Origin of the sequence: Pseudomonas sp. NPDC007930, assembly GCF_042958985.1 — a bacterium.
Taxonomy (GTDB): Bacteria; Pseudomonadota; Gammaproteobacteria; order Pseudomonadales; family Pseudomonadaceae; genus Aquipseudomonas.
Window position 1 is genome coordinate 197,320 of sequence record NZ_JBIBKC010000001.1, and the last position, 22,090, is coordinate 219,409.

The 22,090-nt window shown below is 67.3% G+C and carries 20 protein-coding genes and 1 pseudogene; 9 read left to right on the top strand and 12 right to left on the bottom strand.

The annotated features are described in order from the left end of the window. Window positions 1–5: 5 nt before the first annotated feature. From ACFZCE_RS00935 to ACFZCE_RS00945, 3 genes are read right to left on the bottom strand one after another with little or no spacing between them, the layout of a single operon-like run. On the bottom strand, window positions 6–881 hold the full coding sequence (locus ACFZCE_RS00935; RefSeq protein ID WP_390935225.1) for an isocitrate lyase/phosphoenolpyruvate mutase family protein: 876 nt from the start codon (window positions 879–881) through the stop codon (window positions 6–8). Window positions 882–894: 13 nt separating this feature from the next. Continuing rightward, window positions 895–2,274, bottom strand: coding sequence for an MFS transporter (locus tag ACFZCE_RS00940; RefSeq protein ID WP_390935227.1), 1,380 nt, complete (start codon window positions 2,272–2,274; stop codon window positions 895–897). A gap of 54 nt (window positions 2,275–2,328) precedes the next feature. Continuing rightward, window positions 2,329–3,000 (bottom strand): FCD domain-containing protein, encoded by a 672-nt coding sequence (locus tag ACFZCE_RS00945; RefSeq protein WP_390935229.1) that lies wholly within the window; start codon window positions 2,998–3,000, stop codon window positions 2,329–2,331. A gap of 268 nt (window positions 3,001–3,268) precedes the next feature. Here ACFZCE_RS00945 and ACFZCE_RS00950 point away from each other — a divergent pair, with 268 nt between their 5' ends. The 8 genes and pseudogenes from ACFZCE_RS00950 to ACFZCE_RS00985 all read left to right on the top strand — a co-directional run bounded on the left by ACFZCE_RS00950 (window position 3,269) and on the right by ACFZCE_RS00985 (window position 10,934). Then, window positions 3,269–4,468 (top strand): alpha-hydroxy-acid oxidizing protein, encoded by a 1,200-nt coding sequence (locus ACFZCE_RS00950; protein WP_390935231.1) that lies wholly within the window; start codon window positions 3,269–3,271, stop codon window positions 4,466–4,468. Between the two features lie 79 nt (window positions 4,469–4,547). Beyond that, window positions 4,548–5,798, top strand: coding sequence for a dienelactone hydrolase family protein (locus ACFZCE_RS00955; RefSeq protein ID WP_390935233.1), 1,251 nt, complete (start codon window positions 4,548–4,550; stop codon window positions 5,796–5,798). 3 nt (window positions 5,799–5,801) lie between these two features. After that, window positions 5,802–6,587, top strand: coding sequence for an SDR family oxidoreductase (locus tag ACFZCE_RS00960; RefSeq protein WP_390935235.1), 786 nt, complete (start codon window positions 5,802–5,804; stop codon window positions 6,585–6,587). Window positions 6,588–6,617: 30 nt separating this feature from the next. Continuing rightward, on the top strand, window positions 6,618–7,856 hold the full coding sequence (locus ACFZCE_RS00965) for a styrene monooxygenase/indole monooxygenase family protein (protein WP_390935237.1): 1,239 nt from the start codon (window positions 6,618–6,620) through the stop codon (window positions 7,854–7,856). 10 nt (window positions 7,857–7,866) lie between these two features. Beyond that, window positions 7,867–8,397 (top strand): flavin reductase, encoded by a 531-nt coding sequence (locus ACFZCE_RS00970; protein ID WP_390935239.1) that lies wholly within the window; start codon window positions 7,867–7,869, stop codon window positions 8,395–8,397. Window positions 8,398–8,430: 33 nt separating this feature from the next. Then, a complete protein-coding gene (locus ACFZCE_RS00975) occupies window positions 8,431–9,363 on the top strand; it encodes a transporter (protein ID WP_390935241.1) in 933 nt (310 codons plus the stop codon). Window positions 9,364–9,431: 68 nt separating this feature from the next. After that, window positions 9,432–9,704 (top strand): annotated as a pseudogene (locus tag ACFZCE_RS00980) (PAS domain-containing protein); the annotation flags it as partial. Further along, the gene (locus tag ACFZCE_RS00985) at window positions 9,705–10,934 is read left to right on the top strand and encodes a methyl-accepting chemotaxis protein (RefSeq protein WP_390936423.1); all 1,230 of its coding nucleotides are present in this window, start codon (window positions 9,705–9,707) and stop codon (window positions 10,932–10,934) included. 138 nt (window positions 10,935–11,072) lie between these two features. On the opposite strand, the gene antC is transcribed toward ACFZCE_RS00985, so the two are convergent. The 3 genes from antC to antA are packed head-to-tail and all read right to left on the bottom strand — an operon-like array spanning window position 11,073 to window position 13,976. Beyond that, window positions 11,073–12,098 (bottom strand): anthranilate 1,2-dioxygenase electron transfer component AntC, encoded by a 1,026-nt coding sequence (gene antC / locus ACFZCE_RS00990; protein ID WP_390935243.1) that lies wholly within the window; start codon window positions 12,096–12,098, stop codon window positions 11,073–11,075. A gap of 8 nt (window positions 12,099–12,106) precedes the next feature. Next, a complete protein-coding gene (gene antB / locus ACFZCE_RS00995) occupies window positions 12,107–12,592 on the bottom strand; it encodes an anthranilate 1,2-dioxygenase small subunit (protein WP_390935245.1) in 486 nt (161 codons plus the stop codon). A gap of 1 nt (window position 12,593) precedes the next feature. Next, complete coding sequence (gene antA, locus ACFZCE_RS01000; protein ID WP_390935247.1) at window positions 12,594–13,976, bottom strand: anthranilate 1,2-dioxygenase large subunit; 1,383 nt, start codon at window positions 13,974–13,976, stop codon at window positions 12,594–12,596. A 211-nt stretch (window positions 13,977–14,187) separates the two neighbouring features. Between antA and ACFZCE_RS01005 the strand changes: the two genes are divergently transcribed. After that, window positions 14,188–15,162, top strand: coding sequence for a helix-turn-helix domain-containing protein (locus tag ACFZCE_RS01005; RefSeq protein ID WP_390935249.1), 975 nt, complete (start codon window positions 14,188–14,190; stop codon window positions 15,160–15,162). A gap of 3 nt (window positions 15,163–15,165) precedes the next feature. Here ACFZCE_RS01005 and ACFZCE_RS01010 read toward each other — a convergent pair whose 3' ends face one another. The 6 genes from ACFZCE_RS01010 to ACFZCE_RS01035 all read right to left on the bottom strand — a co-directional run bounded on the left by ACFZCE_RS01010 (window position 15,166) and on the right by ACFZCE_RS01035 (window position 22,052). Continuing rightward, window positions 15,166–16,185 (bottom strand): helix-turn-helix domain-containing protein, encoded by a 1,020-nt coding sequence (locus ACFZCE_RS01010; protein WP_390935251.1) that lies wholly within the window; start codon window positions 16,183–16,185, stop codon window positions 15,166–15,168. A gap of 240 nt (window positions 16,186–16,425) precedes the next feature. Further along, window positions 16,426–17,214: a phosphate ABC transporter ATP-binding protein PstB gene (gene pstB / locus ACFZCE_RS01015; protein ID WP_390935253.1), complete on the bottom strand. Its 789-nt coding sequence runs from the start codon at window positions 17,212–17,214 to the stop codon at window positions 16,426–16,428. After that, the gene (gene pstA, locus ACFZCE_RS01020; RefSeq protein ID WP_390935255.1) at window positions 17,214–18,089 is read right to left on the bottom strand and encodes a phosphate ABC transporter permease PstA; all 876 of its coding nucleotides are present in this window, start codon (window positions 18,087–18,089) and stop codon (window positions 17,214–17,216) included. The genes pstB and pstA overlap by 1 nt, the downstream gene beginning before the upstream one ends. Then, window positions 18,086–19,084 (bottom strand): phosphate ABC transporter permease subunit PstC, encoded by a 999-nt coding sequence (gene pstC / locus ACFZCE_RS01025; RefSeq protein ID WP_390935257.1) that lies wholly within the window; start codon window positions 19,082–19,084, stop codon window positions 18,086–18,088. The genes pstA and pstC overlap by 4 nt, the downstream gene beginning before the upstream one ends. 69 nt (window positions 19,085–19,153) lie before the next feature. Then, on the bottom strand, window positions 19,154–20,170 hold the full coding sequence (gene pstS, locus ACFZCE_RS01030; protein ID WP_390935258.1) for a phosphate ABC transporter substrate-binding protein PstS: 1,017 nt from the start codon (window positions 20,168–20,170) through the stop codon (window positions 19,154–19,156). Between the two features lie 238 nt (window positions 20,171–20,408). Then, window positions 20,409–22,052 (bottom strand): DUF1302 family protein, encoded by a 1,644-nt coding sequence (locus tag ACFZCE_RS01035; RefSeq protein ID WP_390935260.1) that lies wholly within the window; start codon window positions 22,050–22,052, stop codon window positions 20,409–20,411. Between the last annotated feature and the right edge of the window lie 38 nt (window positions 22,053–22,090).

Below are 22,090 nucleotides of genomic sequence, written 5' to 3' on the forward strand. Positions count from 1 at the left end.
AGGGCTCACTCCGCGGCATGCCGCCGGTCGAAATCCCACACTTCGGCAAAGCCCATCAGCTCGCACATGTCTTGGAAGCTGTACAACTGCTCGCCTACCCCCAGGGTGCCCTTGCCGGCCTTGAGTTCGCCGTATACCTGCTCCAGCGCCTTGGCCATGGCTAAAAAACCTGCGGCTGGGTAAATCGCCATGGCAAAGCCCAGGGCTTTGAGGTCGGCCGGCGCCAACTGCGGGGTGCGCCCGCCTTCGACCACGTTGCACAGCAGCGGCGCGTCGAAGCTGCGGCCGATGGTGCGCAGCTCTTCTTCGCTCTCCGGGGATTCAATGAACAGCACGTCGGCGCCGGCCTTCAGGTAGGCCTCGGCGCGGCGCAGGGCTTCGTCCAGGCCGAGGCTGGTTCGGGCGTCGGTGCGGGCGATGATCTGCAGGTTCGGGTCTTGCCGGGCCTGGGCGGCGACCTGGATCTTGCGCACCATGTCATCGCAGGCAATCACCCGGCGGCCGGGGGTGTGGCCGCATTTTTTCGGAAATTCCTGGTCTTCGAGCTGAATGCCCGCCGCCCCGGCGCGCTCGTAGCCGCGCACGGTATGGGCCACGTTGAGCAGGCCGCCATAGCCTGTGTCGCCGTCGCAGAGGATCGGCGTGCGGCTGGCGGCGCAAAAGGCGCCCACGCGGTTGACCATGTCGGTGTAGGTGGCCAGCCCGGCGTCGGGCTCGCCCAGGTACGAGGCCACCGTGCCGAAGCCGGTCATGTACAGGCAGCCAAAGCCCATGCTGGCGGCCAGGCGAACCGAGATCAGGTCGAACACGCCGGGGGCGACCAACAGTTCCGGGCCGGCCAGGCGGGCCTTGAAGTCTTGCCGCAACAGTGAAAAGTCCATGTGCACCTCGTGCTCAGTGATGAAGATGGTTGGCCGCTTCGGCGCGGCTGCCGGGGGCGATGTGGGCGTCGCTGGCGATGGCCTCGAGCGAGCGGCGGTTGGTTTCCGTGCCGAACAGCCACAGCACCAGCGCCATCGACAGCAATGCGCCGGTGATCACCAGCAGCACGTTGCCGACCTCGCCGTTGGCGTACACCAGCACCACCACCTGCGGCGCGATGATCCCGGCCAGGCGCCCGGCGGCGCTGGCCACACCGGCGCCGCGCATGCGGTTCTCGGTGGGGAACAGTTCGGGGATGTACGAGGCAATGCCCAGCGCGACCATCAGGTAGGTGCAGGTGAACAGCAAGAAGCCCCACAGCGTGGCCGCCGGCAGCCCGCTGGAATGGCTGTACAGCCAGCCGAACAGCGCCGCCAGCAAGGCCACGCCGATCAGGCCGTTCTTGCGCCCCACCCGGTCGGCCAACAGCACCCCGGCCAGCGCGCCGGCCGGGCCGCCGAGCGACATCAGGGTGGTGTAGCCCAGCGAGGACTTCAGCTCCAGGCCCTGCTGTACCAGGAAGGTCGGCACCCACACGATGAAGCCGTAGATCACCACGTTGATCGCCACCTGCACCCACACCGCCACCAGCGTGCGGCGCAGCACCGGCCGCCGAAACAACGACCCCAACCCGTGCTGGCGCGGCGGCAGTTCGATGCTCGGCGGCAACGGCGGCAGTGCCGGGCTGGCCGCTTCGATCTGCCGCAAGATCGCGTCGGCCTCGGCATGCCGGCCCTTGGCTTCGAGCCAGCGCGGCGATTCGGGCAGGTTCTTGCGCAGTAACCACACCCCCAGCGCGCCGATCCCGACGATGGCGAACATCGCCCGCCAGCCAATGCTGGGGATGATCAGGTAGCCCAACGCGGTCGAGGCGAACAGCGCCGAGTTGGTGATCAATGACAGGTACGAAGACCAGCGCCCACGCACCTTCGGCGGGATGAACTCGCCGATCGAGCTGTAGCCAATCACAATCTCCGCGCCCAGCCCCAGGCCCATGAAGAAGCGGCACACGATCAAGAACCACATGTTCGGCGCCAACGCCCCGGCCAGCGAGGCCAGGCCGAAGATCGCCAGGTTGAACTGGTAGGTGAACTTGCGCCCCTTGGCATCGCCCAGCACCCCGGCGGCAAAGGCGCCGAGCAGCATGCCGACGAAGGTGGACGAGAGAAACGCGGCGTTCAGCGAAAGGTTCGACCAGCCGCTGCGGGTCAACTCGCCGATCACGCCACCGGCGAGGTAGATGTCGAACGAGTCGAGAAACATGCCGGCGCCGATCAGCCACAGCAATTGCCGGTGGAAGCCGGAGGTGGGCAAACGATCAAGGCGCGCACCGGCCTGGGCGGTACGGTTCATGGGCTATCTCCTGCGGTGTATTGTTGTTATGGCCCGCGTGGTTACAGCAGTGCGTCAACGACGGTGGGCGTTCTCCAGCACAGAGGCTTGCGCGGCCAACAGGTGGCTGCGCATCACCGCCTCGACCCACTGCGGGTTGCGCGCGCGCAGCGCCTGCACCAGCTCGAAATGCTGGCGCACGCTGCGCGCGCGGTCGGCCTGGCCGAAGGTGGCGAAGGTCCATTTGATCAGCGGCACTTCCTTGAGCGCCTGCAGCGAGGCCAGCAAGCGCCGGTTGCCGGCGCCTTCGTTGATCACATCGTGAAAGCGCTTGTTGGCGGCGAACCAGGCCTCGGTGACCGCCTGCGGGTCACCACTGGCATTGAGCGCGGCCATGTGCTCGGCCAGGGCCAGCAGCTCATCCAACTGGCCCTGGCCAAGGTGATGCGCGGCCTGGGCGGCCAGGTAGGGCTCGATCAACGCCCGCGCCTCGAAGATTTCCTCGATGTCGCGCACCGACCACTGCTTCACCCGCGCGCCGCGGTGGGGCAACACCTCAAGCCAGCCTTCGGCGCCCAGCCGGCGAAACGCCTCGCGCACTGGGGTGCGGCTCACGCCGTAGGCTTCGGCCAGATGGGCCTCGCGCAGGTGAGCGCCGGGGGCGTAGTGGGCCTGGGCGATGCCCTGCTTGATGGCGCTGTAGACGTCGTCGGCGCCGGGGGTGGGGAGAGGGTTAGGGGTCGGCATTGCACACAATCGCTCAGTTTTTGTTCTGTTATTGGCGTGTTCTACTGGTTTTAACCATAGATTGCATGCAATGGATGTCAAGGCCTAAGCGGGAGGGCCCATCGCCCGGCACAGCCGGCCTCCCACTCGATTTGTGTAAGCCATTGATTTACTGAGAAATACACAACCCGTGGGAGGCCGTGGTCCGGCACTCCGGCTGTGCCGGGCGATGGGCCCTCAACCCCGTACGCAAGCTACCCTTGCTACACCCCCTCGCACCGGAGCCCCAATGCCCACCCTGCCCGCCCGCCTCGCCCGGCGCCTGCTCAGCCTCGATGATTTCGAGCGCGCGGCGCAACGCCACCTGCCACGCCCGTTGTTCGGCTACATCGCTGGCGCCGCCGAAGACAACCAGGCCTTCCACGCCAACCGCCAGGCCTTTGCCCACTACGCCCTGCTGCCACGGGTGCTGGTCGACATCGCCCAGCGCAGCACCGCGCGCGAGCTGTTCGGGGTGCGTTACGCGCAGCCGTTCGGCATCGCGCCGATGGGCATCAGCGCGCTGACCGCTTACCGCGGCGACCTGGTGCTGGCGCGGGCGGCGGGCCAGGCGCAGGTGCCGATGATCATGAGCGGCTCGTCGTTGATCCGCCTCGAAGACGTAGCCAAGGCCAACCCCCAGGCGTGGTTCCAGGCCTACCTGCCAGGCGATGAGGCGAACATTCTGGCACTGGTCGAGCGGGTTAAACGCGCCGGCTTCGGCACCCTGGTGATCACCGTCGATGTGCCGCTGGCGGCCAACCGCGAGAACAACCTGCGCAGCGGCTTCTCATTGCCGCTGCGGCCCACCCCACGGCTGGCCTGGGACGGCCTGAGCCACCCACGCTGGTTGCTCGGGACCTTCCTGCGCACACTGCTGCGCCACGGCATGCCGCATTTCGAGAACAACTACGCCTACCGCGGCGCGCCAGTGTTGTCGCCCAAGGCGCTGCGCGACTACAGCGACCGCGGCCACTTGCACTGGGCGCACCTGGCGTTGATCCGCCGGCATTGGCCAGGGCGGTTGGTGGTCAAGGGCATCCTGCACCCGGCCGACGCCCAGCGCGCCCAGGCCGAGGGCGCCGACGGGGTGATCGTGTCGAACCACGGCGGCCGCCAGCTCGACGGCGCGCTGGCGCCGCTGCATGCGCTGCCGGCGGTGATCGCCGCCTGCCCGGGGTTGCCGGTGATGCTCGACAGCGGCGTGCGCCGCGGCACCGACGTGATCAAGGCGCTGGCGCTGGGCGCGGCGTTCGTGTTCGTCGGCCGGCCGTTCGGGTTTGCCGCCGCGGTCGGCGGCGAGGCCGGCGTGGCCCATGCGCTGGGCCTGCTGGGCAGCGAGGTGTCGCGTGACCTCGCCCTGCTCGGGCTGTGCACCCTCGATGAACTCGGCCCGGCGCTGCTGGCGCCGGCCGGCGCGCCGCTGCAAATGCCCGCACAAGCCGGATAGTCCACGCAACAAGCGGACAGACCGCCCCGCCGCGCTGCTCGAAGATGGCCTCCACGTTCATTCACACGGGAGAGCCACCATGAAAGGCCGTTATGTGCAGGTGCACGCCACCGGCGGCGAGAGCTTCAAGGCCTACCTGGCCACCTCGATCGATGGCCGCGGCCCGGGCGTGGTGCTGTGCCAGGAAATCTTCGGGGTCAACGAGGCGATGCGCCAAGTGGCCGACCAGTTGGCCGAAGAAGGCTACACGGTGCTAGTGCCAGACCTCTACTGGCGCCAGGCGCCTGGGCTCGAACTGGGCTACGGCGAGAGCGACTTCCAATGGGCGCTGTCGCTGTACCAGAACTTCGACGAGACCCTAGGGGTGATCGACATCGGCGCCAGCCTCGGCCACCTGCGCGGCCTGCCGGAGTGCAGCGGCGCCGGGCTGGCGGTGGTGGGCTATTGCCTGGGCGGCAAGCTGGCCTACCTGGCCGCCTGCCGCCTGCCCCAGGTGGCCTGCGCGGTGGGTTACTACGGGGTTGGCATCGAGCACGCGCTGGAGGAACTCGCCGGGCTCAAGGGCCGGCTGGTGCTGCACGTTGCCGAGCTCGATGGTTTCTGCCCGGCGCCAGCGCGCGAGGCGATCCTCCAGGCGCTGGCGGCCACACCCAACACCGAAGCCTACCTGTACCCCGGCGTGGACCACGCCTTCGCCCGCCCCGCCGGCGTGCATTACCACAAGCCGTCGGCGCTGCTGGCCCATGAGCGCAGCGTGGCGGCGCTGCGCCGCTGTATTGGCCCGGACTACAACCTCTCGGCGCTGTGGGAAGAACACATCCGCCACGAGTTCGACACCCGCGACGTGGCCGCGACCATGGCGACCATGGTCGCCGAGCCCTACGTCAACCACATCCCGACCATGACCGGCGGCGTCGGCCAGCGCGAGCTGGCGCGCTTTTACCGCTATCACTTCGTGCACAACAACCCGGCCGACATGCAGCTCACGCCGATCTCGCGCACCGTGGGCGCCACGCAGATCGTCGACGAGTTCGTGATGCGCTTTACCCACGACCGCGAAATCGACTGGCTGCTGCCCGGCGTGGCCGCCACCGGCCGGGTGGTGGAAATCCCCATGCTCGGGGTGGTGAAGTTCCGCGGGCCGAAGCTGTACCACGAGCACATCTACTGGGACCAAGCCAGCGTGCTGGTGCAGGTGGGCCTGCTCAACCCCAACGGGCTGCCGGTGGCCGGCGCTGCCACCGCGCACAAGCTGCTCGACGAAAGCCTGCCCTCGAACACGCTGATGCCCACCTGGGCCGCCAGCGCTGGCCTGCCGGTGGAGGGTTGAGCGATGCACTATTCCCTTGAAGGCCAGACCGCGCTGGTCAGCGGCGGCGCCACCCTGATCGGCGAAGCCGTGGCCCAGGCGCTGATCGGCGCCGGTGCCCGGGTGGCACTGCTCGACATCGACCCGGCCGGCGCCGCGGTGGCCCAGCGCTTGGGCGAGCGGGCGCTGTTCGTGCCCTGCGACCTGGCCGACGACGCCTCGCTGGCCCAGGCCCTGGCCCAGGTGCACCAGCGCCTGGGGCCGGTGAGCCGGTTGGTCAACCTGGCCTGCACCTACCTCGACGACGGCCTGGCCTCGCCTCGCGCCGACTGGCTGCGGGCGTTGAACGTGAATGTGGTGTCGGCGGTGTGCCTGGCCCAGCGCCTGCACGCCGAGCTGGCCGCCCAGCGCGGCGCGATCGTCAACTTCACGTCGATCTCCGCCCGCTGCGGGCAAAGCGGCCGCTGGGTATACCCGGTGTCGAAGGCGGCCATGGCCCAGCTCACCCGCAGCATGGCCCTGGACCTGGCCGCCGACGGCATCCGGGTGAACTCGGTATCACCCGGCTGGACCTGGTCGCGGGTGATCAGCGAAGTGGCCGGCGGCGACCGCGCCAAGGCCGACCGCGTGGCCGCCGACTACCACCTGCTGGGCCGCCTCGGCGAGCCCGCGGAAGTCGCCCAGGTGGTGCTGTTTCTCTGCTCGGAGGCCGCCAGCTTCGTCACCGGCGCCGACTACGCGGTCGACGGCGGCTACTCGGTGATGGGCCCCGAACGCAACCAGCCAGCCATCCCGCGCTTGGCCGAATAACCCCCCAACCCTCGCAACAGGAGAAACGCCATGCGTCGCATCGCCATCGTGGGCGCCGGCCAGGCCGGCCTGCAACTGGCCCTGGGCCTTCAGGCCAAAGGCTACACCGTGACCCTGGCCACCAACCGCAGCGCCGATCAGGTGCGCGCGGGCAAGGTGATGTCCAGCCAATGCATGTTCAACAGCGCCCTGCAAACCGAGCGCGACCTGGGCCTGAACCTCTGGGAAGAACACTGCCCAGCGGTGGAAGGCATCGGCCTCAGCGTACCGGCCGCCGACCGCCCCGGCGAGCGTGCGCTGCACTGGAGCGCGCGCCTCGAGCGGTACGCCCAGGCGGTGGACCAACGCCTGAAGATGCCCGCCTGGATGGACCTGTTCGTGCAGCGCGGTGGCGAGCTGCAACTGCTCGACGTGGGCGTGGCTGAGCTGGAAGCGCTCACCGCGCGCCACGACCTGGTGCTGCTGGCCGCCGGCAAGGGGGAGGTGGTCAACCTGTTCGAGCGCGATGCCGAACGCAGCCGCTTCAGCCAGCCGCAACGGGCCCTGGCCCTGACTTACGTGCACGGCATGGCGCCGATGGCGCCGTATTCGCGAGTGGCCTTCAACCTGATCCCCGGCGTGGGCGAGTACTTCGTGTTCCCCGCGCTGACCCTCAGCGGGCCGTGCGAAATCATGGTGTTCGAAGGCGTGCCCGGCGGGCCGATGGACTGCTGGGGCGATGTGCAAACCCCGCAGCAGCACTTGGCGCGCAGCCTGGAGCTGGTGCAGCGCTTCGCCCCGTGGGAAGCCGAGCGCTGCCGCCAGGTGCAACTGACCGACGCCGGTGGCGTGCTCGCTGGGCGCTTCACGCCGATGGTGCGCAAGCCGGTGCTCACCCTGCCGTCGGGCCGCCAGGTGTTCGGCATGGCCGACGCCCTGGTGGTCAACGACCCGATCACCGGCCAAGGCTCGAACAACGCCGCCAAGTGCAGCCAGGTGTACCTGCAGGCGATTCTCGACCACGGCGACCAGGCCTTCACCCCAGCCTGGATGGCGCAGACCTTCGAGCGCTACTGGGCCTACGCCGGCCAGGTGGTGGCCTGGACCAACAGCCTGCTGACACCGCCGCCGGCCCACGTGCTCGAACTGCTCGGCGCGGCCAGCCAGTGCCAAAGCCTGGCGGCGTTGATCAGCAACGCCTTTGACGACCCCCGGGGCTTCCAGCCCTGGTGGTTCGACGCCGACGCCTGCCAGGCGCTGATCGCCCACCACCTGCGACTGGCCGCCTGAGGACGCTGAAATGACCGATACCTCCCTGCATCAGCTGGTCAGCGCCGCCAGCGGCGACCCGCGCGCGCTGCGCAACCTGCTCGGCCAGTTCGCCACCGGCGTGACGGTGATCACCACCGTCGGCGCCGCCGGGCGCAAGGTCGGGATGACCGCCAACTCGTTCTCGTCGGTGTCGCTCGACCCGCCGCTGATTCTCTGGAGCCTGGCGCGCACGGCGCCGAGCCTGGCGGACTTTCTCGGCGCCAGCCACTTCGCCATCAACGTGCTTGGGCAAGACCAGCACGGCCTCTCCGGGCACTTCGCGCGGCCCGCCGAAGACAAGTTCGCCGGCATCGAGCACCACAGCGGCACCGCCGGCGTGCCCCTGCTCGAAGGCGCTATCGCCACCCTGGTGTGCCGCAACCTGACCCAGTACGAAGGCGGCGACCATTTGATCTTCCTCGGGCAGATCGAGCACTACCGACACAGCGGCGGAGAACCGCTGGTCTTCCACGCTGGGCAGTACCGGGTGGCCGCCGCGCACCCGGCGCTGGCCGGTTGATTGCCCTGCCGTGACCCTTTCCAGGAGCTTTGCATGAAACCGACGCGTACTTTGGCCGCCGCCCTGGCGCTGGCCGCCGGCAGCGCCCACGCCTACGACCTGCCCGTGGTCAACCTGGGGCTGACCAGCTTCCTCGACGGCGGCCTACCGGCCGGGCCGGGCTGGTACCTGCAGCAGTACTTCCAGAACTACAGCAGCAACCGCCTGGTGGACAAGAACGGCGATAAGTTGCCGTTGCCGAAAACCCAGCTCGACTATCAGGTGGCGGTGACCCAGCTCAGCTACCTCTCCGGCCTGCGCCTGGGCAACGCCAGCCTGGGCATCAATACCTTGCTGCCGGTGGTGACCAAGATGCAGGTCGACGACGGCCTGCACAACGCCGCCCTGAAGGACCAAGGCGGGGTGGGCGACTGGCTGATCGGGCCGTTCATTCAGTTCGACCCGGTGATGGGCCCGAACGGCCCGCGCTTCGTGCAGCGCATCGAGTTCCAGGTCAACCTGCCCACGGGCCGCTACAGCAGCGACAGAGACATCAACCCCGGTAACAACGCGGTATCTTTCGACCCGTACTGGGCAGCCACCTACTGGTTCACGCCGAAGTGGACGGCATCGATCCGCGCCCACTACCTGTACAACTTCAAGAACCACGACCCCAGCTATGCCTTTGGCGACGCCGACACCGTACAGGCCGGCCAGGCCCTGCACGCCAACTTCGCCACCGAGTACGCGGTCACCCCGCAACTGCGGCTGGGCCTCAACGGTTACTGGCTCAAGCAGATCAGCGACACCCAGGTCGATGGCCACGACGTGAGCGGGCGCCGGGAGAAGGTCTGGGCGATCGGCCCGGGGGGGATGTACAGCTTCTCCAAGGATGACCACCTGATCGTCAACGCCTACTTCGAACAGGACGTGGAAAACCGCCCCGACGGCTCCCGCGTGCAAGTGCGCTACGTGCACCACTTCTGAACCGCCCTGTTGGCTCCTTTTGGTTCGCCTGCCCTCGGGCAGGCTTTTTTCATGGTGGAGGCCTGGCGATGACCGAGGCACTGATTTGCCGTACCGACCCGCAAGGGCGCATCACCTTCTGCAGCGCCGCGTTCGCCCACCTGCATGGGCTCAGCCCCGAGCAACTGCTGCAGGCCCCGGCCGCGCGGCTGCGCCATGAGCACGCGCCAGCGGCGTTGTTCGAGCAACTGTGGGCCAGCCTGGGCCAGGGCACGCCGTGGCTGGGGCCGCTGTGCAACCGCGGCGCCGATGGCCGCCCGCTGTGGCTGGAGGCCTATATCAAACCGGTGTGGCGCGGCGGCGTGCTGGCCGGCTACGGCGCCTTCTACCAGCCACTGCCCGCGGCCCTGCACGGGGCTGCCCAACGCGGCTGGCGGCAACTGCGCCAACGCCCGCCGGGGCTAGCCCAGGGCGCGCTGCTGTGGGGCGGCGGTGCCGCGCTGGCCGGCGCGGCAGGCACGGCGCTGAGCCTGGGCGAAGGCGGGGCGATGCTGGCCAGCGCCGCGGTGGCGGGGCTGGCCGTGCTGGCCCAGCGCTGGCACCTGGCGCGGCAACTCAACGCGCTGCTCGGCAGCCACCCGCAACTGTGCAGCGCCCCACGCATGGCCCGCTGCTACGGCACCGGCTGGGCACCGCTGGCGCGCCTGCGGATGGCCTTGCGTGGGGAGGCGATGCGCCTGCGCACGGCCTTGGCGCGGGTGGCCGCCGCCGGCGCGCAACTGCACCAGCACGCCGGCGACGTGAACGCGCTGATCGCCCACGAAGCCGGGCGCCTGGATGCCCAGCGCGAAGACAACCAACAAACCGCCGCCGCGCTGCATGAGCTGGCCAGCGGCATCCGCGCGGTCAACCAGCATGTGGCGGCGACCCTGGCCAGCACCTACACCGCCACCGCGCTGGCCGCCAGCGGCCGCGAAGGCAACGCCGGCGCCGAGCAGGCCTTGCACACCCTGGCGCAGTCGGTGAGCACCAACGTGCAGGCCGGCGCGCGGCTGGGCGATGCGGTGGAAGCGATCGGCAGCATCACCGCGATCATCGACGCGATCGCCACCCAGACCAACCTGCTGGCGCTCAACGCAGCCATCGAAGCCGCCCGCGCCGGCGAAGCCGGGCGCGGCTTCGCGGTGGTGGCCGATGAAGTGCGTGGGCTGGCCCGGCGCACCCACGAAGCGACCCAGGGCGTGCAGCCGCTGCTGGCCCAGTTGCAGGCGGCCAACCAGCACAGCCAGCAGGCCGGCCGCCAATGCCTGGCGCTGGCCGAAGACGGCACCCGGCAGATGCGCGCGGTCACCGGCCAGTTGGCGCAACTCGATGAGGCCTTGGCCGAAGTGCGGCAGATGAGCGACCACATCGCCGCGGCGATGCAGGAGCAGGAAGCGGTGGTCGGCATGCTCGACGAACGCGCCCACCACGCCGCCAGCGCCGTGGCCGGCAGCGCCGACCAGGCCCGCGCGGCGCAGGCGCTGGTGCAGGGGTTGAATGGGCAGGTGCAGGCGCTGCAGCGCCTGGCGGGGGAATTCGAGGGCCAGTGATCGGCTTGAGGGCCCTTCGCCCGGCGCAGCCGGCCTCCCACGGGGTCTGTGTTGCTTCCAAAATCAATGGCTTACACAAATCTGGTGGGAGGCCGTGGTCCGGCACTCCGGCTGTGCCGGGCGAGAGGCCCGGCAACCTCACCGCCCACTCTGCAAGAACTTCTCGCTGTACAACTGGTGCTCGGCCAACGCCTGGCCGGCGAGCCAGCCGCGTACCGCTTCGATCATCGGCGGCGGGCCGCACAGGTACATGTCGAAGGCCTGCGCCGCCAACGCCTGGGCGTCGAGGTGGTCGGGGATGTACCCCGCGCGGCCTCGCCAGGCATCGCCCGGGCGGCTGACCACCGGGGTGTAGTCAAACCCGGGGATGCGCGCCTTGTAGCCCTCCAGGCGGGCCTGCTCGCAGAGGTCATCCTCTTGGTTCACGCCATAGAACAACCGCACTGGCTGGCCGCAGCCGCCGCGTTCGGCCATGGCGTCGAGCATGCCGAGGAACGCCGACAACCCCGTGCCGCCCGCCACCAGCACCAGCGGCCGGCGCACCTCGCGCAGGTAGAAACTGCCCATTGGCGCTTCCAGCTCGATCAGTTGCCCAGGCTGGCAGCCATCACGCAAGTAATTGCTCATCGCCCCATCCGGCAGCAGGCGGATCAAAAACTGCAGGCGGTTGCCCGGGTTGGGCAGGTTGGCGAACGAGTAGGCCCGCCATTGCTCGCTGCCCGGCACCTTCAACCGCGCGTACTGCCCCGGCAGGTATTGCAGCGGTTGCGGGTGTTGGCCGGCGCACAGGTGGAGGATCGCCGTGCTCGCCGACACCTGTTCCACCGCCAGCACCCGCGCGCTCACGCGCAACGGCCCGGCGGCGTGGCACAGGCTGGCGGCGTGGTCGAAGTAAAAGCTGGCGTCGGATTGCACGCGGGTCTGGCAGGCGAGCACTTTGCGCTCGGCCAGGTCGCGCGGGCTGAGCGCTTCGTCGTCGACGTAATCCTGCTCGTAACGGCCGCTTTCGCACTGGCCCTGGCAGGTGCCGCACACCCCTTCACGGCAATCCAGCGGCAGGCTGATGCCCTGGCGCAGGGCCGCGTCGAGCAGCAGCTCGCCGGGCTTGACCTGGATGAAACTGCTCGCGCCATCGGCGAAGTTCAAGGCAACGGTAAAGCTCATGGCGCACCTCACAGATGGTAAAAGTCGAGCACCGAATCAATCGTGTCGTTCAGCAGCAGCACATGCTTGCGGCGGATGCGAAACCCCTCGCCGTCGCGGCGCAGCAGGTAGGTGGCGTGGCCAAAAAAACTGCCTTGGGCGCCCTGGCGGGCGTACAGGGTTTGCCAGCCCACCCGCGCTTGTAGCTCACCGCTGGGCAGCTCCAGCACCCGCAGGTTGCTCACCTGGTGCAGGGTGCGCGGCAACGGCGTTGAGGCCGCACTCTTGCCGGTGCGCAGGCGAAACACGCGGTCTTCAAGGCCGGAACGGTCGGCGTAGTAGATGTACGAAAGGCCCTGGTTGGGGTCGGTCACGTAGCAGTGCTCGCTTTCCCATTGCGGCAGGTGGAAGGTGCTGTCTTCGTCGAACAGGGCCAGGTAGGCGTCCCAGTCCTGGGCGTCGCACAGTTCGGCCTGGTGAAACAGAAATTGCTCGATGGCGGTGTGCAGGGTCATCTCAAAGCTCCTTGGGTTGCAGCGCTTGGCGGGCCAGGCCTTCGAGCAGCAGGCGCTGCCAGGTGCCGTGCTGGTTCACGTAGAGGCCCTCGTGGGTGAACTCACGGCCGGTCATGGCCGGCTGAATGCCCAGCGCTTCGCTGTTGGGGGTGGGGCCGGTGGTCCACTGGTGGTGCCCACGGGAGATGTCGCTCCAGCGCTCCAGGCGCGCCTGGAAGCCCCGCTGTTGCTCGCGGAACTCCACCAGGTCATCGGGGGTGCCGAGGCCACTGACGTTGAAGAAATCCTCGAACTGGCGAATGCGGTTAGTGCGGTCGGCCGCGGCCTCGCCCTTCACGCCGATGCACTGGCTGATCACCTCGGTCTTGTTCCAGGCCAGCGGGCGGATGATCCGCAACTGTGAGCTGATCTGGTCCATGAAGAACAAACTGGGGTAGATGTTCAGGTTGCGCAGGCGGTGCATCATCCACTCGGCGCGGGCCTGGCCGTGGGCCTCGACCAGGCGCGGCATCACGCTGGCGTAACCAGGACGCACGCTAGGGTTGGGCATGTCGCTGAACAGCAGGCTGTGGCCGTTGCGGAAGGAGAACCAGCCATCGTCGGTGGCGGCGTCGCCGGCGCCCAGCTTGGAGTAGTCGAGGGTGCTCGCGGCGCCGCCCTTGGCGGCGTTCACCTGCTGGCGGTGCTGCACGGTAGACACGTAGTTATAGTGCACGGTACTGACGTGGTAGCCGTCCAGGCCGTTCTCGTTCTGCAGCTTCCAGTTGCCGTCGTAGGTGTAGCTCGACTTGCCCGGCAGCACCTCGAGCTCACCGGTAGGCGACTGCGCGACCATCATGTCGAAGAACAGCTTGGCGTCGCCCAGGTAGCTTTCGAGGGTGTCCTGGCCGGCGGCGTCCAGGCTGATGAACACAAAGCCCTTGTAGCTCTGGATGCGCGCTTTCTTCAGCCCGCGGGTGGCTTTGTCGAAGCCTTCGGGGTATTCACCCGGGGCCTTGACCTTGACCAGGCGGCCGTCGCTTTTGTAGCACCAGGCGTGGAACGGGCAGGTGAAGGTGCTCTGGTTGCCCTTGCCCACCCGGGTCAGCGTGGCGCCGCGGTGCTGGCAGGCGTTGATCAGCGCGTTCAGCTCGCCGTTGCCATCACGGGTGATGATCATCGGCTGGCGGCCGGCGCGCACGGTCACGAAGTCATGGGGGTTGGGGATTTCGCTTTCATGGCAGGCGTAGATCCACACCTTTTCGAAAATCAGCTCCATCTCCAGGTCGAACAGCTCGGGCTCGGTGAAGATGTCGCGGGCCATGCGGTACACGCCCTCGGCGGGGCGAAAATCCAGGCAGCCCTGGAGGTAATCGAGCCATTGCTCACGGTTGCGGGTGCTCATCAGGTGTGTCCTCTGTAGTAGCCCTTGGCGGGGCGGGAACGTGACCTGATTGAACGGCCGGGTGGCCCTGGGGCTCTAGCCACTTGGTGGGCGAAGTTCATCCATTTAGTTCGGCGCGGCCACTGGCCTGCCAATTGCTAGCAGTAAATGGATAGCCCGGCCCCAGGCCGCGGCGCACACTGTGACCACGCGAACCGCGCGGAGCTGCCCCATGCCCACTTCCCCTCTCGACATCCAGGCCCAGCACCATGAGCTGGCCGCCGCCTGCAACTGGATGGCAGGCATCTGCGGGCCGCACCAGCTCGACGCCAGCCACCCCGAGCACCTCAGCTTCGAGCACAGCGGCGCGCGCCTGCCCGGGCGGGCCACGGTGCTCGGCTGCATCAGCTATGGCACGGCAGTGAACATCGGCATCCAGGGGCTAGACGCCTACAGCCTGAGCCTGCCCATCGAGGGCCGCCAACAGCTCAGCAGCGGCGGCGCCCAGGTGCGCTCCCATGCGCAGTTGGGGGTGGTGGTGGCGCCGTTCGGCCGCCAGCAACTGGCCATGGCCGACGACTGCCGCAAGCTGCAGGTGGTGGTGCGCCAGCAGACCATGCGCGAGGTCGCCGAAAGCCTGCTGCAACGGCCCTTGGCCGAGCCGGTGCGGTTTGCCCTGGAGATGGACCTGCGCCATGCCAAGGTGCAGGCGTGGTGGGAAATGGTGCGCCAGTTGCTGGCCAGTTGGCCGGCGGTCAGCGCGCTGTATGGGCACGCGCCGCTGGCAGGGGAATTCGAGGCGCTGTTGATCAAGGGCCTGCTGCTGGCGCAGCCGAACAACTACAGCGACGAACTGCTGGCCAGCCCTGGGCAGCCGGTGCCGCAGTACCTGGAGCGGGCGCGGCGCTACCTGCGCCGCAACGCTGGCGAAGCGATCCGCCTGGCCGATGTAGAGGCCGCCAGCGGTGTAAGCCGCGGCAAGCTGTTCGACGCCTTCGCCCGCCACCACGGGCAAACCCCGATGGCCTGGCTCAAGCATTACCGGCTGCGCCAGGCGCGCTCGGCGCTGCTCACCGGGCCGGCCAGCGCCAACATCTCGCAACTGGCGTTGGCCTGGGGCTTCGGCCACCTGGGGCGGTTCGCCAGTGACTACCGCAAGGCCTTTGGCGAAACCCCGTCGCAAACCCTGGCGCGCCTGCGCCCCTGAGGGTTACGGCTGGCGAAAGCGCCGGGTCGCCGAGGGCAGCTCACCAAAGCGGCGCTTGTACTCCTGGGCGAACCGCCCGAGGTGGGCAAAGCCCCATTTGAACGCCACGTCGGTGACCGAGGCCTGCTCGTTCTCGCGCAGCTCGCGGTGCACCTGCTCCAGGCGCAGGTCGCGCAGGTAGGCCATGGGCGTGGTATCGCGAAAATTACGAAAGCCGGCGAACAGCGTGCGCACACTCACCCCGGCCTGCTCGGCGAGCATCTCGACCGACAGCGGCTGGCCCAGGTGGGCGCGAATGTACTCTTCGCTGCGCTTGACGAACCACGGCGAGGCGCCGCGCTGGGGCGCCTGGGCCAGCTTGGCGCTGGCCAGGTGCGGCTGGCCGTAGAGCAAGGCATTGAGCAGCGCGGACTCGAACTGCTTGAGCACCAGCGGCTGGTGCAGCGGGTGCGCGGGCTGGGCGATGGCTTCAAGCAACAACTGCAGCAGTTGCACGAAGTACGCGCCGCCGGGCTGGGTGAGGTCCAACCGGGGGTCGAACTCGGGCAGCCGCGCCTCGGCCAGGTGTTGCCGGCAGTGTTCGGCCACGTCCTCGGCATCCAGGCGCAGCGCCAGCTGCGGCGCGGCGCCCTGCCAGCGCATGCGCAGCGGTTGCTGCGGGGAAATCAACGACGCCAGTTGCGGCGAAGACTCGAAGTGGCAATCACCAAAGCCAATCTGCGCGCTGCCACGCAGCGGCACCTGCACCAGGTAAAACCGCTCCAGCCGGCCGGGGTCGATGTGCACATCGCTGCCGTACTCCAGCCGGCTCACCGACAAGCGCCCGCGGCTGACGTTGTGCATGCTCGCGCTCACCCCCTCGCCACGCCGCGCCGGCGCCAGCTGGTGGGGCTTGAATACGCGGCCCACGCCGCTGCACACGGCCTCTTGGTCGCTGTGCAGGAACAGCAAATTGTGGGCGCCGAACAGCGCACTGTCGCGCCAGCGTTCGGCGCTGGGCGATACCGCATCGCTGTGGGTCATTGTTACCTCCGTGCACACAGGCTGGGCTTTGTGCACCCCTTTGTGCAGGGCCATTTGCACTGTGCGGATAGCGGCTGCGCTATCCGGATACCGCAAGGCCCAGAGTGGGGTGCTAGGTGCCGGTTGGGGCCGGCTTACCTTGGGAGGAGCAAGGAACGGACCAACTGTGCGGGGCAAGAATGCAAATGGCCCTTCGCCCGGCAGCGCCGGGGGAAGGGCCATTGAAGCCTGAAGCGGGGATCAGCCAAAACGACCGGTGATGTAATCCTCGGTCTGGGTTTTGTTCGGCTTGGTGAAGATGGTGTCGGTGTCGCCGTGTTCGATCAGTTCGCCTAGGAACATGAACGCGGTGAAGTCCGAGCAACGCGCGGCCTGTTGCATGTTGTGGGTCACGATCACCACGGTGAACTGTTCCTTCAGTTCGGTAATCAGCTGCTCGATGCGGCCGGTGGAGATCGGGTCGAGCGCCGAAGTAGGCTCGTCGAGCAACAGCACCTGGGGCTTGAGGGCGATGGTGCGGGCAATGCACAGGCGCTGCTGCTGGCCACCGGAGAGGCCCTGGGCGCTCTTGTTCAGTTTGTCTTTCACTTCATCCCACAGCGCCGCGCCGCGCAGGGCCTGCTCGACGCGCTCTTCCATCTCACGCTTGCCCAGGCGCTCGTGGTGGCGCACGGCATAGGAGATGTTGTCGTAGATCGACATCGGGAACGGCACGGGCTTCTGGAACACCATGCCCACGTGGCTGCGCAGGCGGTTCATGGAGTAGTTCGAGGCCAGGATGTTCTCGCCATTGAGCAGTACTTCGCCCTTGGCTTCCTGCTTGGGGTACATCGAGTAGATGCGGTTGAACACCCGCAGCAGGGTGGACTTGCCGCAGCCGGACGGGCCGATGATGGCCGTGACCTGCTTCTCCGGGATGTCCATGTGGATGTTCTTCAGCGAGCGATGGCCGTTGTAGAAGAACTCGAGGTCCCGGACCTGGATCTTGGTACGCAGGGGGGCAACAGTGTTAAGGGCAGCCGTGTTCATCAGTGGGACCTATCGCGCAGAAGAATGAGACGGGAGAGCAGGCTGAGCGTCAGTACGAACAGCGTCAGGATCAACGCGCCGGCCCAGGCCAGGGCGTGCCAGTCATCGAACGGGCTCATCGCGTATTGGAAAACGACCACCGGTACGCTGGCGATCGGCTTGAGCAGGTCGCTGCTCCAGAACTGGTTGCCGAACGCGGTGAACAGCAGCGGCGCGGTTTCGCCGGTGATGCGCGCCAGCGCCAGCAGGATGCCCGTGACCACACCGGCGCGGGCGGCGCGCAGCACGATCTGCAGGGTCATCTTCCATTGCGGCACACCCAGCGCCAGCGCGGCTTCACGCATGGTGCCCGGCTGCAGCTGGAGCATTTCGTCGGTGGTGCGCACCACCACCGGGATCACCAGCAGGGCGAGGGTCAGGCCACCGGCCAGGGCGGAGAAGCCCACCTGGTGGTTGGTCAACGCACTGACCGGCAGGATGAACGCGGTGTACACGAACAGCCCGAGCACGATCGACGGGGCCGACAGCAGGATGTCGTTGATGAAGCGCACGATCATGCCCATGCGGGTGTAGCGGGCGAACTCGGCCAGCCACACGCCGGCCATCAGGCCGATCGGGGTACCCACCAGCAACGCCAGGGCAGACATCAGCAAGCTGCCGTAGAAGGCGTTGGCCAGGCCACCGCTGGCGCCCGGCGGGGGCGTCATCTGGGTGAACAGGTGCGGGCCCAGGGCCGCGGCGCCATTGATGATGGTGGTGATCAGGATCCACACCAGCCACAGCAGGCCGAAGCCGGTGGCGGCGCAGGCGAAGACCATCGCGAGCTGGTTCTTGAACGCCCGCATCCGGTAGAGGTTTTCGTTGGCCGTGGTCATTTGACCCCCTCGTTACGCGACAAGCGCATCAGCATGATCCGTGCAATCGCCAGCACGATGAAGGTCACCACGAACAGCAGGAAGCCCAGGGCGATCAGCGAGCTGCGGTGCAGGTCGGTGTAGGCCTCGGAGAATTCGTTGGCGATGACTGAAGCGATCGAACTGCTCGGCATCAGCAGCGACGCCGACAGCTGGTGGGCGTTACCCAGTACGAAGGTGACCGCCATGGTTTCACCCAAGGCGCGGCCCAGGCCGAGGAATACGCCACCGACCACCGCCGAGCGGGTGTAGGGCAGCACGATGTCCCAGACCACTTCCCAGGTGGTACCACCCAGGGCGTAGGCCGATTCCTTCAGTTGGGTCGGCACGGTGCGGAACACTTCGTTCATCACCGAGGTAATGAAGGGGATGATCATGATCGCCAGCACGATGGCCGCGGTCAGGGTACCGATGCCCAGCGGCGGGCCCTGGAACAGCGCGCCGATGACCGGGATCGCGCCCAGGTTGTCGTTGATCCAGGGCGTCAGGTGTTCAGCCATGAAGGGCGCGAAGACGAACAGGCCCCACATGCCATAGATGATCGAAGGGATGCCGGCGAGCAGTTCGATCGCCGAGGCGATCGGCATGCGCATCCACGGCGGCGCCACTTCGGTCAGGAAAATCGCAATGCCGAAACTGACGGGCACGGCAATGAGCAACGCCAGGAACGAGGTCACCAGTGTGCCGTAGATCGGCACCACCGCGCCAAAGCGCTCCCCCACTGCGTCCCAATCGGTGCTGGTGAAAAAGTCCAGGCCGAAGGTGTGGAAAGCCTGGGCGCCACCCCACAGGGTAGACCCGGCAATGCAGGCCAGAAGGCCCAGCACGATCATCGCAGCAGCACGTACCGTACGGCGGAACCACACATCGTGGCGATGATCGCGGGCAGCCCGCGCTTCGCTGTCACTTCGGTTCTTGGCAATCACTGTAGCCAGCACTTGAGAGTTATCGGTCATCATAGTCCGCTCGCAAAAAATCCTCTCAAGGGGCAGGGCCCTTGAGAGGTGAGTGTTGCACTCAGATCGTTACTTGAACTCAGAAGCCCAGTAGCTTTCGATCTGCTTGACCAGCGACTCTGGCAGAGCCACGTAGTCCAGCGATGCAGCTTGGTCCTGGCCATGTTCCAGCGACCATTTGAAGAAGTCGAAAGCGGCTTTGCTTTCTTCGGCCTTCTTAGGCTGCTTGTACATGATGATCCAGGTGGTAGCGGCGATCGGCCAGGCGTCTGCGCCCGGGGCGTTCACCAGCAGCAGGTTGAAGTCCTTGGCGTTTTTCCAGTCAGCGGTAGCACCGGCAGCGGCGAAGGCTTTGGCGCTAGGCTCGAGGAACTGGCCACCGGCGCTCTTCAGCTGGGTGTGCGACAGGCTGTTCGACTTGGCGTAGGCGTATTCAACGTAGCCGATCGAACCTTTGATCTGCTTGACGTAGGCAGCCACACCTTCGTTACCCTTGCCACCTACACCGACCGGCCATTGAACGGTCGAACCGGCGCCGGCTTTCCACTCGCCAGCCGAGGCTTTGTCGAGGTAGCTGGTGAAGTTGAACGAGGTGCCCGAGCCGTCCGAACGGTGAACGACGGTGATTTTCTCGCCTGGCAGTTTCACGTCAGGGTTCAGTGCCTTGATGGCAGCGTCGTCCCAGGTGGTCACGGTGCCCTGGAAGATCTTGGCCAGGGTCGGGCCGTCGAGTTTCAGTTTGCCCGGAGCAACGCCTTCGACGTTGATGATCGGCACGATACCGCCGATCACGCTCGGGAACTGGCCCAGGCCAGCGGCGGTCAGGTCTTCGCCTTTCAGCGGGGCGTCGGAAGCGCCGAAGTCAACGGTAGCAGCCTTGATCTGGGCGATACCGCCGCCCGAACCGATCGATTGGTAGTTGATCTGGTTGCCCGACTTCTCGCCATAGGCCTGGGCCCATTTGGACAGAACCGGGTACACGAAGCTCGAGCCGGCACCGGTCACGGTGGTCGCGGCCTGGGCAACACCGGTCAGGCACAGCGAAGCCAGCAGAATCGAAAGGCGGGTCTTGGTCAGCAGTCTCACGGCACACCTCAGTCAAAGGGTATTTGTGTGGAGTCATTCCACAGGAGTAAGCCGTGCCGATTTAATGCGGGTTATGTGACTCTTTGATGACAGCAGTAGGCAGGAATTATGACAGCCGGGCTGGAAGCCCCGTGGCCAGCGGTGTGCAGAGGGGGTAGAAAAAGTTCCCTACCCCCGTAAAACCCATGGCAATGGGCCACTCCCGGGGGTTTTTCGGGGCGCTTTCCACGCGGTTCGCTCAGAACCTGAGGCCCAGCGTGAGGGCGAGAAAATCCCGGTCGTTGATCGTGCTGTAGCGGCCGCCGAAGTAATTGGTGTAGGCCAGTGATGCACTGTAGGTGCGTTGGTAGTCGGCGTCCAGGCCGAGGGTGACGGCCTTGCGGCCCTCCTCGAATTGCCCGCCCGGCTGCGGCGAATAACCGTTCACGTCGTGGGCCCAGGCCAGGCTGGGGCGCAGCGTTAGGCGGGGCACCACCTCGAAGAAGGTCCATTGCGCGCGGGCGCGGTAGCCCCAGGCGGTGGTGGTGGTAAAGCCGCCGCCGTCGCAATAGCGGCTGCCCGCCTGGCACTGCCCTGGCGGCGCGCCAAAGGCCACGTCACGCCCGTAATAGCCACTGCCCAGGCCGTTGACGCGGGTGGCGCCGAGCTCCGCCAGCAGGGTGAAGCGGTCTGCCCCCAGGCCACCGTCGAAGGTGTGTTCCAGGCTGCTGCGCAGGTCGGTGACCGGCGCGCGCTGGTAGCCCTGGTCGGCGCCACTGGCGTTGCTTTGCTGCAACACGCTGTACCAATTTTCCTGCAGGGGCGCGTTGGGGCGGTAGCTCAGTTCGCCGCGCCAGCGGGTACCTTCGGGTAAAACCGACGAAAAGCTCAATCCGTACAAATGAATGTTTTCAGGATATTTCACGTAGTACCCAGGGCCGTCGCCGGCCAGGTAGGCGGCGCGGCTGTGGTAGTTGAGCACGTAGGCACCCAGCTCGGTATTCCACGGGCTGAGCTGGTAATGCACGGCCAGGCCGAACTGGCCGCCGCTGCTGGGTTCATCGTCATGGCCGCGGGCAACCAGCGTGCCTTCGGGCTGGCCGGCGCTGGCCGGGCCGAGGGCCAGGTTGCCCGCGCAGCCCTTGGCCAGGGCATCGCTGCTGGCGAAAAACGTGCCGCAGTTGGCCTGTTGGTCTGGGTCCCACGCCAGTTGGTAAAAGCCATCGACTGACAGCGCGTCGGTCAGGTTCTGCCGCACGTAGAACAGGCTGGTCGGCAGTGCCTGCTCGCGCCAGGGCGCGGCGGCGCTGGGGAACAGTTGCGCGCCGGTGGGGTTGATCGCATCGATGCCGCCGCCGATCAACTGCGCTTCGCCCCAGTGCACCACCTGCCGGCCCACGCGCACGGTGCCAGGCTGCCCGCCCAGTTGGTAATGCTGCCAGGCGAAGGCTTCGAGCAACTGCCCGCCGGCACTGCGGCTGCCCAGCGCGCGGCCGCTGTCGTCGATGTCCTTGAAGCGCTGATGTTCGTCTTCGAGCTTGAAGTCGTACCAATAGCGGCCACGCAGGTACAGGCCGCTGTCCTGGTAGCGCAGCTCCAGCGCGTGCACGCCCTCGAAACGGCGGCTGAAGGCCTCGCCACGCTTGAAGTTCAGGCGGCCATCGTCGCTGCTGGCGGCCGCGGCGTGGCCACCGTTGCTGGCGCCCACCAGGCGCTGGCTGGGCGAGGCCAGGCCCCAGCCACTGCTGAGCGAGAACTGGGTGTCGAACTGGCCTTCCACCGGGCCGATGTTGAGCGGTACGCCGAAGCTGGGCCCCGCCATCAAGGCGACCACACCCAACGCCCAACTGCCCTGCCATGCCCTGCCGCCCAAAGTGCCTGCCCCTGCCGAAAAAAGGCCCATGCTGGCGGCCCGGCGCGGCAGGCGTCAAGCGCCCGGGG

Excerpts from the sequence above, each read along its gene's own strand:
- antA (WP_390935247.1), bottom strand. The coding sequence starts at position 13,976 with ATGAGCACCCGCAACCGTGAGCAATGGCTCGATTACCTCCAGGGCTGC.
- ACFZCE_RS00945 (WP_390935229.1), bottom strand. The coding sequence starts at position 3,000 with ATGCCGACCCCTAACCCTCTCCCCACCCCCGGCGCCGACGACGTCTAC.
- ACFZCE_RS00960 (WP_390935235.1), top strand. The coding sequence starts at position 5,802 with ATGCACTATTCCCTTGAAGGCCAGACCGCGCTGGTCAGCGGCGGCGCC.
- ACFZCE_RS01035 (WP_390935260.1), bottom strand. The coding sequence starts at position 22,052 with ATGGGCCTTTTTTCGGCAGGGGCAGGCACTTTGGGCGGCAGGGCATGG.
- ACFZCE_RS00955 (WP_390935233.1), top strand. The coding sequence starts at position 4,548 with ATGAAAGGCCGTTATGTGCAGGTGCACGCCACCGGCGGCGAGAGCTTC.
- pstB (WP_390935253.1), bottom strand. The coding sequence starts at position 17,214 with ATGAACACGGCTGCCCTTAACACTGTTGCCCCCCTGCGTACCAAGATC.
- ACFZCE_RS00935 (WP_390935225.1), bottom strand. The coding sequence starts at position 881 with ATGGACTTTTCACTGTTGCGGCAAGACTTCAAGGCCCGCCTGGCCGGC.
- ACFZCE_RS00940 (WP_390935227.1), bottom strand. The coding sequence starts at position 2,274 with ATGAACCGTACCGCCCAGGCCGGTGCGCGCCTTGATCGTTTGCCCACC.
- ACFZCE_RS00975 (WP_390935241.1), top strand. The coding sequence starts at position 8,431 with ATGAAACCGACGCGTACTTTGGCCGCCGCCCTGGCGCTGGCCGCCGGC.
- antC (WP_390935243.1), bottom strand. The coding sequence starts at position 12,098 with ATGAGCTTTACCGTTGCCTTGAACTTCGCCGATGGCGCGAGCAGTTTC.
- ACFZCE_RS00950 (WP_390935231.1), top strand. The coding sequence starts at position 3,269 with ATGCCCACCCTGCCCGCCCGCCTCGCCCGGCGCCTGCTCAGCCTCGAT.
- ACFZCE_RS01010 (WP_390935251.1), bottom strand. The coding sequence starts at position 16,185 with ATGACCCACAGCGATGCGGTATCGCCCAGCGCCGAACGCTGGCGCGAC.
- ACFZCE_RS00965 (WP_390935237.1), top strand. The coding sequence starts at position 6,618 with ATGCGTCGCATCGCCATCGTGGGCGCCGGCCAGGCCGGCCTGCAACTG.
- antB (WP_390935245.1), bottom strand. The coding sequence starts at position 12,592 with ATGACCCTGCACACCGCCATCGAGCAATTTCTGTTTCACCAGGCCGAA.
- pstC (WP_390935257.1), bottom strand. The coding sequence starts at position 19,084 with ATGACCGATAACTCTCAAGTGCTGGCTACAGTGATTGCCAAGAACCGA.
- ACFZCE_RS01005 (WP_390935249.1), top strand. The coding sequence starts at position 14,188 with ATGCCCACTTCCCCTCTCGACATCCAGGCCCAGCACCATGAGCTGGCC.
- ACFZCE_RS00970 (WP_390935239.1), top strand. The coding sequence starts at position 7,867 with ATGACCGATACCTCCCTGCATCAGCTGGTCAGCGCCGCCAGCGGCGAC.
- pstA (WP_390935255.1), bottom strand. The coding sequence starts at position 18,089 with ATGACCACGGCCAACGAAAACCTCTACCGGATGCGGGCGTTCAAGAAC.